The sequence below is a fragment of the Fulvivirga maritima genome (genome assembly GCF_021389955.1).
GTDB lineage: Bacteria > Bacteroidota > Bacteroidia > Cytophagales > Cyclobacteriaceae > Fulvivirga > Fulvivirga maritima.
Window position 1 is genome coordinate 5589550 of sequence record NZ_CP089980.1, and the last position, 14584, is coordinate 5604133.

The following is a 14584-nucleotide window of genomic DNA, read 5'->3' on the forward strand; positions in this document are numbered from 1 at the left end:
AATGACTAAACTTTTACTGACACTTTGTGCCATGGCGCTGGCTTCCGTGTCTGTTTTTGCTCAAACAGGAACCTTAAAAGGAACCATAAACACATCAGACAACAAAGCTGCTGCTTTTGTAAATGTCTATTTGAAAGGGACAAACAAAGGAACTTCTACTGATAAAGGTGGAAATTATACTTTGAGAAATGTAAATCCTGGTGACTACGTACTTGTAGCTTCTTACATTGGCCTTAAGAAAAAGGAAATTGAAGTTTCTGTATCACCCAATGAGATTACTCAAATTCCGGTTATAATGCTGGAAGTAGATTCTGAAGAACTTAATGAAGTAATCATTCAAGGTGACAGAACTACAAACAAGTTTGCAGAACCAGAAAGTGAATTTGTGGCTAAAATGCCTTTGGAAAACATAGAAAACCCTCAGGTTTATAACACCATTGATAGCCGCTTATTAAAAGAACAAGTGATCACTAACTTCAATGATGCACTGAAAAATGCTCCTGGTATTACTCGTCTTTGGGAATCTACCGGACGTGGTGGAGACGGAGCCGGATATTACTCAATGAGAGGATTTTCTGTACAACCCACTATGATGAATGGTCTGCCTGCACTTACTAATGGAGCCCTTGATCCTGTTAATATGGAGAAAATTGAAGTAATAAAAGGACCATCAGGAACCTTATTCGGTAGTAGTTTAATCTCTTACGGAGGTCTTATCAACGTAGTAACTAAGAGACCTTATGAAGAATTTGGTGGTGAGATCAACTATATTACTGGTAGCTATGGGTTAAACAGAATTACTGCTGACATTAATACCCCTCTAAACGAAGATAAAAGTGTGCTTTTCCGAGTAAACACTGCTTATCACTCAGAAAATAGCTTTCAAGATGCTGGCTTTAAAAAATCTTTCTACATAGCTCCTTCATTAACTTACAAGGCTAATGATAAATTAACCTTTTTGGTAAATGCTGAAATATTGAATGCCGAAGCAGCTAATGCTCCTATGATATTCTTAACCAGAACCGAACCTTTAAGAATGCATAATATGGATGACTTCAAAGCTTTGGGATATGATAATGAAAGATCATATACGGGTAATGACCTTACTATGAGAACACCAACCTTCAGCTTACAAGGACAGGCCATTTATAAAATTTCTGAAAACTGGACATCACAAACTGCAGTATCATCAAGCTCTGCTAAGTCTGATGGTTATTACTCTTACTTAGGATCTGTTCCTTCTGATGAAGATGCTATTCAAGGACTTGATGGAGAATTTTTCATCAGACAAATCAGTAGACAAAACTCTACCACTTTAGGTACAGACATACAACAGAATTTCATAGGTGACTTTGAAATTGGATCACTAAGAAACAGATTGGTAGCAGGTATTGATTTCTTAAGTAGACGAGTAACCAATAACAGTACAGGGTACGCAGCTAATGGTATCGTATATTTTGGGCCAGAATCTGTAGCTACTATCAATCAATATATATATGGCATTGCAGACCCTGATGAATATATCACGGATTTTGATAACGGAATTTTATCTCAGCCGGGTGCTGATGCTGTTTTAGCTAACTCCGCTATCAGCAATAATCAAACAGAACAACAAGTACTTAGTGCTTACGTTTCAGACGTACTTAACATCACTCCTAACTTAACTGCTATGGCCAGCTTAAGAGTAGATAGATTTATGGACAAAGATGACAGCGACAATGACCAAACTGCCCTTTCGCCTAAATTTGGATTAGTTTATCAATTAATACCTAATCAGTTATCTGTATTTGGTAACTATATGGATGGTTTCCAAAATACTACACCTAGAATTCAGGGAGACCAAACTATTGAGAATTTTGATCCTGAGCACGCTAACCAGTGGGAAGTAGGAGCAAAAGTGAATATGTTCAACGAAAGACTTTCTGCCACCATCAGTTACTATGATATTCAGGTTTCTGATATAGTAAGAACTGACCTTGACCGTTCTACTGCTGAAGCCAATTTCTATATTCAGGATGGCGAAACTTTCAGTAAGGGAATTGAAGTTAGCATTATAGCGAACCCTATTCAAGGCTTGAACATTGTAACAGGTTACAGCTATAACGAAGCAGAAACCAAAAACACTACTCCTAATACCGATGGAAGAAGATCTACTAATGCAGGACCTGAGTCTTTATTTAACTTCTGGGCTAGTTATTCATTAACTCAAGGATCTTTACAAGGTTTAGGCGCAGGCATTGGTGCTAACTATGCAAGCGAATTTGCTACTACTAACACTCTGGTTACAGGCAAATTCACTTTACCTTCATACACTGTTTTTAATGCTTCACTTTTCTACAACACTGACAAGTATAGATTAGCATTGAAATTAGATAACCTTACTGATGAAGAATATTATACTGGTTGGAGTACTATCAGTCCTCAAAGACCAAGAAGCTTAAGCGCTAGTTTTGCTTATAGGTTCTAAGTATTCAAAAATATAGTGAAAATGAAAAGAGGCCGTCTTGTTCAGACGGCCTCTTTTCATTTTATTTGGTTTCTTCTATTTTCTATTCGTACTTCAAGGTATCAGCAGGGTTAGTAAAAGCGCTCTTGATTCCATGGTAACTGACGGTGATCAAAGCCACTAACAGGCCTGACAGCATACTGAATACAAACATCTGCCAACCTAATTCTATTGAGAATTCAAATTTCTCAAGCCATTGACTCATAATATACCAAGCCACAGGAGCTGCCAATAGAAAAGATATAATAGCCAACCACACGAACTGCCTGTTCAGCAATATAAAAATATTAAACACCTCTGCTCCAAATACTTTTCTTATGCCTATTTCCTTAGTTTTATTCAAAGCATTGATACCAGAAAGGCCGAATAAGCCTAAACAAGAGATAATAATAGCAAAACCTGTAGCTAAGCCCATTATATTCATCCATTTATTAAATGCGTCATATTGCCGCGCTACATCATCATCTAAAAATGAATAACTAAAAGGTTTATCAGGTGACACTTTAGACCATTCATCTTCTATAAGCGCTATAGTTTCTGGTATGTTATCAGGCTCTATTTTTATAAGTAGGTAATTAAGAAAGGCATCTTTCTCTTTTAAGAATAACGGCTCCACATTCCGCTGAAGCGAAAGAAAATTATAATCCTTCATTACGCCAATTACTCTTGCACCCTCTGAGGCTTCGTCTTCCTCCCAGTTCAAATGTTCTGAAAGCGGATCCGTCCAGCCCATATCCTTTACTAAAGCTTCATTAACTATTACGGCATTGGAGTCCGAAGGCATGTCAGGGTCAAAATTTCTTCCTTTTAAGATCTCTATATCCAGCAAAGGGATGTAATAAGGATCTACATCATAGACATAAGACATCTTATTTTTGCCATCTTCAGTATACCCCATCATATTCCATCCTCCGCCGAAAGATGAATTACTACCTGAAACAAGCTTCACATCAGGAACACCCTGAAGCGCCACACGCATTTTTTCCACCAGGCCGTTATTTCTCAAAGCATACCCTCTGTGCGTGTTAACTACTAAAACCAGCTCATTATTATAACCCAAGTCTTTAGTAGTGATAAACTCCATTTGCTTATACATTATCAAAGAGCTAATGATCAGAAAAGATGACAAGGCAAACTGTAAGACTACTAAAGGCTTAGTAAATCCGGCTTTTAATTTAGAAATATTACTACCCTTAAGCACCAAAGACGTTTTAAAAGAAGAAAGAAATAAGGATGGGTAGCTACCCGCTAATACTCCGATAAATAGAGCTAATAGAAAAATCAGGCCTACCAACTCAAAACTATTGCCCCAGGTAATATGAATCTGCTTTGAGGTAAAATCATTAAAATAAGGCAGTAAAACAAAGACCAGGGCAAAGCCAAAAATCATAGAAATAACTGCTAATGCTATTGACTCAATGGTAAATTGACTAATCAGCTGATTTCTATGTGCACCTATAGCTTTCCTTACCCCCACTTCCTTACGTCTTACGCCCGAGGCACTTAATGAAAGAGAGACATAATTAATACAAGCTATAACTAAAATCAATAATGCAATACCCGCCAAAATATATGAATACTGAGGGTCGCTGGAGTTATCCCAGGCCAGTTTAGTATTCATGTGCATCCCCTCAATATTATTAAGATGATAAGACAGCAACTTGATATCTGCCGCTATGTTTAGTTCTTTTCTCTCTTGATCCTGATCGTCCTTTACGAATTTCTCTACGGCCTGCTCCATCTTCTTTGCCACCAAAGCAGTATCTGCGCCATGCTCCAGCTGTATAAAGGTGGGTGTACTAAAACTACGCCAACCATTCTGCATTTGCCATTCATAAGAAGGATGGTTTTCCATAGGTATGAGTATATTGAATTGCAAACTAGAATTAGACGGAGGCACATCCACCAGGCCGGAGATAGTAAAGAGCCGCTTTTCACCCCCAAAGTCAAACTCTACCGCTTTACCCACAGGATCTTCATTTCCAAAATAGCGCTCTGCCACTCGCGTGGTGATCACCATCTCATCAGGATTTTTAAATATACTTTTGATGTCTCCCGACAACAGAGGAAATGAAAACATTTTAAAAAAGGCACTATCCGTAAAACCAAAGCTTTCCTCAAAGCTTTTATTATTGAAATTGAGCACCCCTGTATAACCAGATTTAAATCGTGCTATTCGTTTCACTTCAGGCACTTCTTGCTGCAGCTGGGGGCCTAATACCAGCTGCTGATAAAGAGAATGCTCATAAGTGGGCTCTCCGCCCCAGGCATCATAAGAAGTTCTTGCCACTACAAACAGGTCCGACTTATTTTTGTGGAACTGATCAAAGCTCCTTTCGTCTTTAATAAAAAGATAAATAAGCACACAAAAGGCGATAGCTATACTTAAACCAAAGGCATTGATAAAAGAATACAACTTCCGCTTTCTTATGTTGCGCAAGGCTATTTTGAAATAATTATTAAACATAATGTTGTCGATTATTTTGAGTTTAAAATTGTTTCGAAGTAATATTCCCGGCCTAAAAAATGAAATAACATTCCAAATAAACCTTGCTCTGGCCTTGCGCTCTCCCAACTGTTCTACATCATCATCAAACTCCTCCAGCAAATCACCCAGTACACTTTCAAAAAGCAGGTAAGGACAAAACCATTCTAAAAATCGAACTGCCCATTGTGGTGGTTGAGGTAATGATTTCATACGCCAAATTTCAATTGAGGTAATAGCTCCCACAGCTGCATTCTCTGCTGCTTGAGATCGCGTAATAAACTAAGGCCGGCATTTGAAATCTTAAAAATCCGTTTCCGTCTTCCGCCGCGGGTAGCGGTAGCACCTCCCATATCAGAAGTAACAAGCCCCTTATCTTCCAACCGATATAAAGTAACATGCACAGCGCTTAAGTTCACCTTGCGGTCCAGTCGCTGTTTTATCTCCTCTACTATAGCATTACCATACGCCTCCTCCCCTAATATGCCTACCATGGTAAGTACCAATTCTTCAAATTCTCCTAAATAAGTTTTACCCATTTCTATACATTTTGTAAAACAAATATAGACATCATTTTCATTTCTATATAAATTGTAAAACAAATATTTCATAAAAAAAGTCTTTCCAATAACTCTCGTCACCAAAAAGACTTTAATTTGATAGTTTTCAAACTCAATTATACTATCATAATTGCTAATGAAGGCTGTTGAGTGGTCTTCACCACCCAACAGCATCAATTTAACAATCCAACCTTAAAAGAACCTGCCAAATAATGCCGAAACATCACTCGACAGGCAAATAGCAACCTTACGTTTGCTATAAAAGAAACTACTCATGTATTATCGTTTTTCTCTGAGTACACATAGCTGTATCTCGGAGATTGTCTACGTCTAAAAACAAATTTCACTACAGTTATTCGGTAATAATCATACAGAAGCACTAGTAACAAAAAGCCGCAGGTGATATAAAACACATTATAAGCTACTGTATTATAAATTAAACCTGCTGCCACGCCACCTGTAACATACGCCAGCATGATAGACACCTGTATTTTAGCTTTCTCTACCAGTTGTTTTTTCTTTCTAAACCTCCTTTGGGTAAACATAGAAAGCAACATTCCTAAATCAGTAGTAAGCCCAGTCAGGTGTGTAGTTTTAACCGCTGAGTTAGAAATACTCGCTGTTAATCCATTTTGAAGTCCCATAGCAAAAAGCATGAGGCCCACCAAAAATTCTGTTTCCACTAGCGTTTCGTGGTAATAAAACTGTATGTAACTTCCTGTTATGATCAGGCACACCATTTCTAAAAGTATGGGGATGCCGTGTGTTAGGTATGAATTTCGTCTCCCTAAATTGATAATGATTAGGTTAGAAATAAAGCCACCAAAGCAAAAAAGCATTATCCATACAGCCACTACTCCCGCCTGGTACCAGTTTCCTTTGCTCAGTTCCTCTGCCAGCACGGCATAGTGCCCGGTCACATTAGATGTGAAAGCAAAAAATATGATTACGGAAATTACGTTCACCATTCCAGCACAATAGGCTGTGAGAACCCCTAACTTTATATTATCTTTTAATGATCTACTACTGCTATATTTTCTTAACATCCGTTATTTATTAAACCTTTACAAAGGTCATTTTTACAATACCTCTCACTTGCAGATCAGTATTGAAGTGGATTTCCATTTTATTATCATCTAACTTCTGGATTTGGTAATGCTCTACCTCGGCATCAGTCTTCTCCAGTTTTAGTATATTTCCGTGCCCTTTTATGCGCCATTCCAGTTGTGAAAGCAAGCCTGTCTGATTGTATAGCTCCAGCTCACCAGTAGGAAGAAAGTGCCACGTCTCAGCCTCATGAAAAACCAACCCCTGAGAAATTTCATATTTCTGCTGTTCATTGATATCCCAATTCTCCTCTCCTACTTCTCTTTTCTTATCTATCTTTTCATACTCCCATGAAACCTCTTGCCAGCGCCCTAACACCTTATCTTCAGCACTCTGATCATTTGATAGCATGATGAGCACCAAGGCACAAGGCACCATGAAAATGCCTACATATATCATTAATATCTTTATGCGATCCTTACTCATTCATTATTATGATTTAGTAAAAAATAATGCATTTATCTCATGCCCCTTACCTCTGTCAGGAGCAAACATGAGGTCGTCAAAATGCACTACTGAGCACGGAATCTCACATTTTTCTATGAAAGGCATAAGGCTGAAGCAGTTTTTATCAAAAGCAGCAGAATCATTCTTATCAAAATGATAGATGGCATCTACCTTATTGGCTTCTAAATAATTATTAAATGACCTCTGATTTACCCCGGAGAAAGTATCTATAATTATGCTCTGCAACTGAGACCGAAAAGTATTCTCTATAAACTGCGCAGCATTTCTAAAATCTTCAGAAAGCATTCCTTCCAACCTCTTCTTAGAACTTTCAAAAATAAGATCTGTAAAGGAAGAGGATCGGGTCATTCCGTGAGCCAAAAGAATGTTTAATTCAGTGGGCTTATGATCTCTTAAGGCAGTAATAACCAAATTTAATGATCTTACTGACAGATCTGTGGGTATTAAGACTGTCTTCATCCTACTTAGGGTATTAATCAATTATAAACCCAAATCTATGATCCGCCTATTAAAACGGATTAAGGATGACATTAAGATGAGATTAGAATTCTAATTTATTGAGCAACATTGAGCCTGATATGGGCCGTAGTCCCTTCATTTATCGCAGATTCTATGATCAACTCTCCTTGGTGCATTTTGATAATATTCTGCGTAAGTGGCAAGCCTATGCCAAAACCTTTATGATCATTAGAGTTAGAAGCTCTGAAATATGGCTCAAAAATAAACTGAAGCTCCTCCTCCGGTATGCCAATGCCATTGTCTCTAATCACGATAGAAATTTTCCTATCGGCCACTCCTATGGCTATATAAACGGTATGATCATGAGAGTATTTACAACCATTAAGCACAATATTAGACAGTGCCAGGTGAAGCAACTCTTCATTAGCCTTGGTATTAAGCAAGGAAGGGTCTTCTGGCAGCAAACTAAAATCGAATACTATTTTGTTACTGGCATTCATCTCTTCAGCTGTTTTCTTCACGTCCATCAGCAGCTGATCTACCCGCACCACATTCTCCTTTTGCACCTTACCATTATATCCGGTTCTGGCGAGCAACAATAAGGCCTTAGTCTTTCTTTCCAGCTTACCCGCCTCGGTAAGTACCGTTTCTAAAGCTTTTACATATTCTTCTTTAGGCCGCTCTTTACTTAGCGTTACTTCTGTTCTGCCAATAATGTTAGTTAATGGCGTATTAAGCTCATGCGAGGCATTGCTTACAAAATTCTTTTGCGTTTCAAAAGAGGTCTCCAGGCGGTTGAGCATATCATTAAAAGTATTAGTAAGATCACTAATAGTATCTCCATCTTGCGTTGCTCTGGGCTCTAACCGTAAATGAAGACTCTGCAGACTGATCTCTTTTACTTTACTGATTATTTCGTGAATAGGCTGAATAATTTTCCTTGAAAACAAAAAAGGAAATAAAGAATATAATAATAAAGCCTATCACTAAAGAAGTGATAAGCAAGTTGCGCAAATATATTATATGATGAGAAATGAAGTAGTTTTCTGCAGATGCTACTACCAGATACTTTTCCTGATTAGCCGTTTCATATAATGTACCGTAGTAATACCGTTTGTCATCATAATACTGCCCTATACCCTGTTCTAAAACATTGTCAATAAAAAACTTCTTATACCTTTTATTCAATGAGTCAGTTCTCCAGGCCGCATTATTGGTTATTTTATAGAGATAAATCTCCTCTTCCTGAAGCTTTTCCAGATATTCATGTCTCAAATCTCTGATTACATCTACTTCACTGGCCTCCTCCAATTGATACTTAGCTGTAGTAATAGCTCTGATTTCCAATCGCTTATAAAAATCAGTAAAAGCATAATTAGAAATAGAATAGTAAATGAAGCCACTAAATATCAATGTATAGCTTACAAAAATGACCAGAAGGAGGTATATGATCTTGTTTTGTATCTTCATTACTCGTCTTTTAGTACATAGCCCATACCTATCACGGTATGTATTAATCGGCTTTGTCCATCGTTCTCAAGCTTTTTCCGCAGGTAGTTAACATATACGTCTACCACATTAGTACCCATATCAAAATGTACTCCCCATACTTCTTCCAAAATATCAACTCTGGAAAGCACTCTTCTGGGGTTTTTCATAAACATAAGCATCAGTCTATATTCAGTGGATGTGAGGGTAATCTCTACCCCTGCTCTGGTTACGGTTTTAGTAGTATCATCAAGCACCACGTTGGTAAATGTGTAAACATCATCTGCTGCGGCATTTTGAATGTAACTCTTACGCCTGAGAAGTGTGCGTATGCGAGCCAGTAATTCTATAAATTTAAACGGCTTAGCCAGGTAATCATCTGCGCCGGAATCCAATCCCAAAACTATATTCTCTGTACTTCCTAAAGCAGTAAGAAACAAAATAGGGACTTGCTTTATCTTACGAATGGCTCTACAAATTTCAAGTCCATTAATGCCAGGAAGCATAATATCCAGGATCAATAAATCATAATCATGCTGTTCTGCCAGCTGCAGACCCAGCGTACCATCCATGGCTATGGTTATTTCGTACCCTTCTTCACTGAGTCCTTTATTGATAAAGGAACAGACCTCAGTATCATCTTCTACAAGCAAAATTTTTGTCATTGCCAGTAAAATTATGAAAAAGTAAAAGAAAGATAATCAGGAGTAAAATAATGTTTACACAATAACAGTCAAGACCTACTCTCGTTCTGTAGAGTCATTTACAGCGTATCCTTCAGCAGGCTGCTGCACCTTAAGCCTTATCTGAGCCGTGCCAGACTCCATCATGCCTAGCCTTTTGGCTGCCGCTCTGGATAAATCTAACACTCTGTCATTAGCATAAGGACCACGATCATTCACTTTTACAGTTACCGTGCTATCATTATCCAGGTTTTTAACTTGTATAATAGTACCTAAAGGCAAATGATTATGCGCGGCAGTTAGGCTATCATTATGATATGATTCACCACTGGCTGTGGGGCTACCTTCCAGGCTAGCCGCATAATATGAAGCAGTACCTTCCTGAACGTAAGGCTTAGGACCAGAGGTTGATTTATCAGGATTACTACAAGCTATTACGATAAAAATGAGAGGTAGGAGCTTTTTCATGATTGGAAATTTTAAATTACAAAATCTAAAAAATAACTACAACCTCCTCTTATTCTCCACAGTAATTTGGGAGCCTTTGGCCAGCATAACGGACTTGGGTTGCATCTCGCTAAGCTCTTTAAATTCTTCTCCATACAAGGCTGCGAAATTCACATCTATATTATATTCTTGCACTGGGTACGCTTCCCATCTGGGGTGAGTCACCTCATATTCATAAGTGGTTTTTCCTTTCGCCTGCGTATACCCCCAATAGTGCTCTGTGATAAATTCTGTTTCTGAGTCAGCAGGGATCTGTTCGGGTTGTAAATTTGCTTTTACAGAAAAAACATTGTTCTCCTTTCTATATTTCCAGGCGTAAGTTACCTCTCTATACTCTTGATGCTCTTGCCACTGGTGGCTCATGGGCACAGTTTGGTAATGCTCTTGGTAAACAGTGTTAGCCACAAAGGTAAGTGCAGGTTTTGGCACTAACTCTTTAATAAAAACCACCCCTCTTCTCCACTCTCCTTTGTACTTGGTTTTTACATAAAACCTCAGGTTCACTTCTTCAAAATTAATATGAAAAGGCACCGGCACGCCCAAGAGCTTGGTGTTTAAAAACATGAATCCTACCAGGCTCACATAGCAGGTATTGTTCCATAAATCCAGCTCAGTGCCATGGGGCAAATGCTTTTCCAGAATTTTAGGATCTACAGCATAATTAGCCAGAGCTAACTTTCTCCATTCGGCATTTAAAAAACTCATAATTCAATTCTTATTTCCACTTCCATTTTTGCTGATCTAAATAGGCTGCATTGGCAAAATCAGAAATAAAGGTTAGCTTATTTTTAAGTTGCTCAGGATCATTTACCCGTTCTTTGGGAATTATTAGTGCCACCCCGCTTTTTACTTTAATCAAAAAATGCTTTGGCAGTTCGGTAATATGATCCACCGTTCTATAGGCAAACTTAGACTGAGTATCGTCTTCATCTTTTGAAATCAATTGATCATCATAGAGCTCCAAAGTGATGGTTTTGCCAAATTTATCAGAAAATTTATCCTTTATATATCTTCTATAATGCCGCTGATAAAGCCACTTTAGATATAGCGGATAAAGAATAAGCACGATAACACCTATGATGGCAAAATATATAGTTAACCACATATTGCCTTTTTGGTAGAAGAAAAAAGAAAAAAGAAACATGATTCCTGTCATTAAAAACCACCTCACTTTTCTGCGGTTAGCTGCCGACTTAGACTGCGAAGCCGTGTATAGCTGATGAGTAAGGTAATCATCTTCCTCTAGAGTAAACTGATATTTTTCAACTGACATTAATTACTATTTTCAATTTAAGTACTATTCGAACTATTCATTAAACGGCTAAATATACAGGTTAAGCGAAACAAATGCCTGTAAAGCTCTAATTATTAACAACTCTAAGACGAACGCCAATAACCTTAGCTGTAGCAGCTTGTTATTAGCAAAGTAATAAATGAAGTTGAAAATAAACTTATGAATAATACTAACCACACCATATACCCTAACGTGCTTGCCTCGATTGGCAATACACCCATGGTACAGCTAATGAACCTTTGCCCTGAGTTTAACTTGAATATTTATGGCAAAATGGAAGCATTCAACCCCGGCGGAAGCATTAAAGACCGCACAGCCAAGAACATTCTGATGGATGCTATTAAAAAAGGGCAGATCAACAAAGACACTACTATTGTAGAGTCAAGCTCTGGCAATATGGCCGTAGGACTAGCCCAAACCTGCCTTATGTATGGCTTAAAGCTTATAGTAGTGGTAGACCCACTAATCAATCAGCATACCTTAAAAATATTAAAGGCCTATGGCGCTAAAATAGAAAAGGTTACCACTCAAGAAAATGGAAGCTACCTCAATGCCCGCTTAAACAAAGTGGACCATCTATTAAAAACAGTAGAAAATAGCTTTTGGCCTAACCAATATGCTAACCATGCCAATCCGGAAGCTCATTATAGTACTATGAGGGAAATAACAGAGGCATTAGACAATCAAGTAGATTATTTATTTGCTGCTACCAGCACCTGTGGCACCATTATGGGCTGTGCCGAATATGTGAAACAGCACTCTCTAAACACAAAAATAGTAGCGGTAGATGCCATGGGCAGTGTTATCTTCGATCAGGCGCCAGGTAAAAGACTCATTCCTGGTCATGGAGCAGGCCGACCTTCTCAATTAATTGACAAGAGCTGTATAGATGAGGTGATGCATATTACAGATAAAGAATGCGTAGAGGGCTGTCATCAATTATTACAGAGAGAAGCAATACTGGCTGGAGGCTCATCCGGAGCTGTGGTTTCTGCCTTACAAAAGCTGGCTCCTACCCTGCCAACCAATGCTAACTGCGCACTTATTCTATGTGACAGAGGAGAAAGATACTTGGATACGATTTATTCACCAGAGTGGCTAAATCAGCATTTTCCTGAATCTAGTGAACTAACAAAACCACAAACATTATCATATCAATGGGCCTAGAACTTATTAAAGACACCCAAGAAACCACTGATAAACAATTAGACGGCACCGTCTATATTGCCATTATTGGAGGTGGTCCTAAAGGCATGTATGGTCTGGAGCGTTTAATAGCGGAGCTTAATAGTGAGCCTCCTACTTCGCCAGTAGAAATACATATGTACAACCGCACTCGTCATTTCGGTTCTGGCGATGTTTACCGCACTGACCAGCCTTCATTTTTAAAAATGAATGTACCTAACCGAGCCATAGACATTTGGCTGAGAGAAAACCCTCCCTGCCCTGTTAAGGACACTTCTACTTTTACAGAATGGGCAAACCAAAACCCGAATATCAATGAAGACCTCGCTTCTGACGACTACTCTTCAAGAACTACGGTAGGTCAATACCTGGAAGATGGATTACAAAAAATACTAGCTCGCCTACCTGATCAAGTAATTGTAAAACTTATACAAGGCAGTGTTACAGATCTTAAAAGAATTGGGGAGCAGTATCAGCTTAAAACAGAAAGCACTAACCACAGTGAATGGCAACCTCATAATTACGCACACATACTTCTGGCTACCGGGCATCCGTCCAAATCACTTACTAATGAGGAGCAAGAATGGTCAGAATTTAGCCAGGAGCATAATAACGTAGGTTACATCCCTTTTATTTATCCTGTACAGCAGGTCATGACCAATATTAAGCCTAATTCTACCGTAGGCTTAAAAAGGAATGGGATTAACTTTTGTAGATGCGGTTCTGGCACTTACTGAAGGCAGAGGTGGCAAGTTCATTATTAATGATTCAAAACTGAAATACGTATCATCGGGCAATGAGCCTGCTAAAATATATCCTTTTTCCAGAACAGGAATACCTATGATAGCGCGTGGCCCTGAGATAGATGAAAGCCACAGCTTGAAGTTTTTCATACCAGAAAACATCGAAAAAGATAAAAGGCCTGATTTTGAAAAAGATCTTTTGCCTTTAATCAAGTGGGAAATGAAATACACCTACTACCGCGTTCTTTTTCAACAACATCAATTCGATTTTGATGATACTGAAGTGAGCATCGAAGAACTCAAAAAGGCTATTCAAATATTTCATAAGTTGCATCCTGAAATCTCAGTTTTTGATGTAGACGCATATTTAAATCCCTTGGAAAATGAGGATATCTCATCTGGATCAGACTTTCATCATTTTACATTAGAATACCTAAAAAAAGGCAATTGTGAAGCTGAAAAAGGAACCAGAAAAAGTCCCTTTGCAGCAGTATCACAGGTATGGAGTCTCATTACCCCAGCCTTTATAGATATATTCAAATTTGGAGGCTTGCTACCTCATTCACATGAAACTTTCATTAAAAATTACTCGGGCCTCCTTAATAGAATTACTTATGGCCCACCAGTAGAAAATATGAAGAAAATGGTGGCTTTAGCGGAACATGGGTTGCTGAGTTTTCGTATTGGCCCTTGTAGCTACATAGTACTTAACCAGGAAAAAGTGTCTTTTGAAATACAATCTAAAATAAATAATGAAACCACTGAAGTGAATTATTTAGTAGATGCACGTATTCCTAAAGTAGCTATAGATAAGGCTAATCATGGACTTTATTATAATCTGCTTAAAAGAGGCGAAATCACACTATTTCAAAACGAATGTGAGGAAACTCAGCAGGTTTATAAACCAGGCTGTATGACCATAGAACCGTCAGGTTATATTGTAGATGCTCATAACAGGGTTAATAAAGCTATAGCGGCTACCGGAGCGCCCACAGAAGGTGTTACATATGATAATGACGCTTTATCACCTCACCGTAACAACTTTGTGAGTAAGTGGGCCAGAAATGTGAAAAATGAATTAAAAACTACTGCTCGTTAA

The 14584-nt window shown here is 38.3% G+C and carries 15 protein-coding genes; 4 read left to right on the forward strand and 11 right to left on the reverse strand.

The window, feature by feature from the left end; all coding sequences use genetic code 11:
- The first annotated feature begins 1 nt into the window (after window position 1).
- Window positions 2-2467, forward strand: coding sequence for a TonB-dependent receptor (locus LVD15_RS23470; protein ID WP_233777617.1), 2466 nt, complete (start codon window positions 2-4; stop codon window positions 2465-2467).
- An 82-nt stretch (window positions 2468-2549) separates the two neighbouring features.
- On the opposite strand, the gene LVD15_RS23475 is transcribed toward LVD15_RS23470, so the two are convergent.
- From LVD15_RS23475 to LVD15_RS23525, 11 genes are all read right to left on the reverse strand, one after another.
- On the reverse strand, window positions 2550-5204 hold the full coding sequence (locus LVD15_RS23475; RefSeq protein WP_233777618.1) for an ABC transporter permease: 2655 nt from the start codon (window positions 5202-5204) through the stop codon (window positions 2550-2552).
- The gene (locus LVD15_RS23480) at window positions 5201-5530 is read right to left on the reverse strand and encodes a PadR family transcriptional regulator (RefSeq protein ID WP_233777619.1); all 330 of its coding nucleotides are present in this window, start codon (window positions 5528-5530) and stop codon (window positions 5201-5203) included. Before LVD15_RS23480 ends, LVD15_RS23475 begins: the two co-directional genes overlap by 4 nt.
- 293 nt (window positions 5531-5823) lie before the next feature.
- Complete coding sequence (locus LVD15_RS23485; protein WP_233777620.1) at window positions 5824-6597, reverse strand: YoaK family protein; 774 nt, start codon at window positions 6595-6597, stop codon at window positions 5824-5826.
- A 10-nt stretch (window positions 6598-6607) separates the two neighbouring features.
- Window positions 6608-7084, reverse strand: a complete 477-nt coding sequence (locus LVD15_RS23490) for a hypothetical protein (protein WP_233777621.1) — start codon at window positions 7082-7084, stop codon at window positions 6608-6610.
- A 6-nt stretch (window positions 7085-7090) separates the two neighbouring features.
- Window positions 7091-7585 carry a hypothetical protein gene (locus tag LVD15_RS23495; protein WP_233777622.1) on the reverse strand — a complete coding sequence of 165 codons (495 nt, stop codon included), beginning with the start codon at window positions 7583-7585 and terminating at the stop codon, window positions 7091-7093.
- A gap of 95 nt (window positions 7586-7680) precedes the next feature.
- Complete coding sequence (locus LVD15_RS23500) at window positions 7681-8535, reverse strand: sensor histidine kinase (RefSeq protein WP_233777623.1); 855 nt, start codon at window positions 8533-8535, stop codon at window positions 7681-7683.
- The gene (locus LVD15_RS23505; RefSeq protein ID WP_233777624.1) at window positions 8489-9055 is read right to left on the reverse strand and encodes a hypothetical protein; all 567 of its coding nucleotides are present in this window, start codon (window positions 9053-9055) and stop codon (window positions 8489-8491) included. The genes LVD15_RS23500 and LVD15_RS23505 overlap by 47 nt, the downstream gene beginning before the upstream one ends.
- Window positions 9055-9738, reverse strand: a complete 684-nt coding sequence (locus LVD15_RS23510) for a response regulator transcription factor (RefSeq protein WP_233777625.1) — start codon at window positions 9736-9738, stop codon at window positions 9055-9057. The genes LVD15_RS23505 and LVD15_RS23510 overlap by 1 nt, the downstream gene beginning before the upstream one ends.
- Before the next feature lie 75 nt (window positions 9739-9813).
- Window positions 9814-10224, reverse strand: coding sequence for a septal ring lytic transglycosylase RlpA family protein (locus LVD15_RS23515; protein WP_233777626.1), 411 nt, complete (start codon window positions 10222-10224; stop codon window positions 9814-9816).
- A gap of 36 nt (window positions 10225-10260) precedes the next feature.
- Window positions 10261-10968, reverse strand: a complete 708-nt coding sequence (locus LVD15_RS23520; RefSeq protein WP_233777627.1) for a YqjF family protein — start codon at window positions 10966-10968, stop codon at window positions 10261-10263.
- 10 nt (window positions 10969-10978) lie between these two features.
- A complete protein-coding gene (locus LVD15_RS23525; RefSeq protein WP_233777628.1) occupies window positions 10979-11536 on the reverse strand; it encodes a YcxB family protein in 558 nt (185 codons plus the stop codon).
- A gap of 180 nt (window positions 11537-11716) precedes the next feature.
- On the opposite strand from LVD15_RS23525, the gene sbnA reads away from it, so the two are divergent.
- The 3 genes from sbnA to LVD15_RS23540 are packed head-to-tail and all read left to right on the forward strand — an operon-like array spanning window position 11717 to window position 14584.
- Window positions 11717-12724 carry a 2,3-diaminopropionate biosynthesis protein SbnA gene (sbnA, locus tag LVD15_RS23530; protein WP_233777629.1) on the forward strand — a complete coding sequence of 336 codons (1008 nt, stop codon included), beginning with the start codon at window positions 11717-11719 and terminating at the stop codon, window positions 12722-12724.
- A complete protein-coding gene (locus tag LVD15_RS23535) occupies window positions 12715-13479 on the forward strand; it encodes an FAD/NAD(P)-binding protein (RefSeq protein WP_233777630.1) in 765 nt (254 codons plus the stop codon). The genes sbnA and LVD15_RS23535 overlap by 10 nt, the downstream gene beginning before the upstream one ends.
- Window positions 13439-14584, forward strand: coding sequence for an FAD/NAD(P)-binding protein (locus tag LVD15_RS23540; protein WP_233777631.1), 1146 nt, complete (start codon window positions 13439-13441; stop codon window positions 14582-14584). Before LVD15_RS23535 ends, LVD15_RS23540 begins: the two co-directional genes overlap by 41 nt.

Excerpts from the sequence above, each read along its gene's own strand:
- LVD15_RS23470 (WP_233777617.1), top strand. The coding sequence starts at position 2 with ATGACTAAACTTTTACTGACACTTTGTGCCATGGCGCTGGCTTCCGTG.
- LVD15_RS23475 (WP_233777618.1), bottom strand. The coding sequence starts at position 5,204 with ATGAAATCATTACCTCAACCACCACAATGGGCAGTTCGATTTTTAGAA.
- LVD15_RS23480 (WP_233777619.1), bottom strand. The coding sequence starts at position 5,530 with ATGGGTAAAACTTATTTAGGAGAATTTGAAGAATTGGTACTTACCATG.
- LVD15_RS23485 (WP_233777620.1), bottom strand. The coding sequence starts at position 6,597 with ATGTTAAGAAAATATAGCAGTAGTAGATCATTAAAAGATAATATAAAG.
- LVD15_RS23490 (WP_233777621.1), bottom strand. The coding sequence starts at position 7,084 with ATGAGTAAGGATCGCATAAAGATATTAATGATATATGTAGGCATTTTC.
- LVD15_RS23495 (WP_233777622.1), bottom strand. The coding sequence starts at position 7,585 with ATGAAGACAGTCTTAATACCCACAGATCTGTCAGTAAGATCATTAAAT.
- LVD15_RS23505 (WP_233777624.1), bottom strand. The coding sequence starts at position 9,055 with ATGAAGATACAAAACAAGATCATATACCTCCTTCTGGTCATTTTTGTA.
- LVD15_RS23510 (WP_233777625.1), bottom strand. The coding sequence starts at position 9,738 with ATGACAAAAATTTTGCTTGTAGAAGATGATACTGAGGTCTGTTCCTTT.
- LVD15_RS23515 (WP_233777626.1), bottom strand. The coding sequence starts at position 10,224 with ATGAAAAAGCTCCTACCTCTCATTTTTATCGTAATAGCTTGTAGTAAT.
- LVD15_RS23520 (WP_233777627.1), bottom strand. The coding sequence starts at position 10,968 with ATGAGTTTTTTAAATGCCGAATGGAGAAAGTTAGCTCTGGCTAATTAT.
- LVD15_RS23525 (WP_233777628.1), bottom strand. The coding sequence starts at position 11,536 with ATGTCAGTTGAAAAATATCAGTTTACTCTAGAGGAAGATGATTACCTT.
- sbnA (WP_233777629.1), top strand. The coding sequence starts at position 11,717 with ATGAATAATACTAACCACACCATATACCCTAACGTGCTTGCCTCGATT.
- LVD15_RS23535 (WP_233777630.1), top strand. The coding sequence starts at position 12,715 with ATGGGCCTAGAACTTATTAAAGACACCCAAGAAACCACTGATAAACAA.
- LVD15_RS23540 (WP_233777631.1), top strand. The coding sequence starts at position 13,439 with ATGGGATTAACTTTTGTAGATGCGGTTCTGGCACTTACTGAAGGCAGA.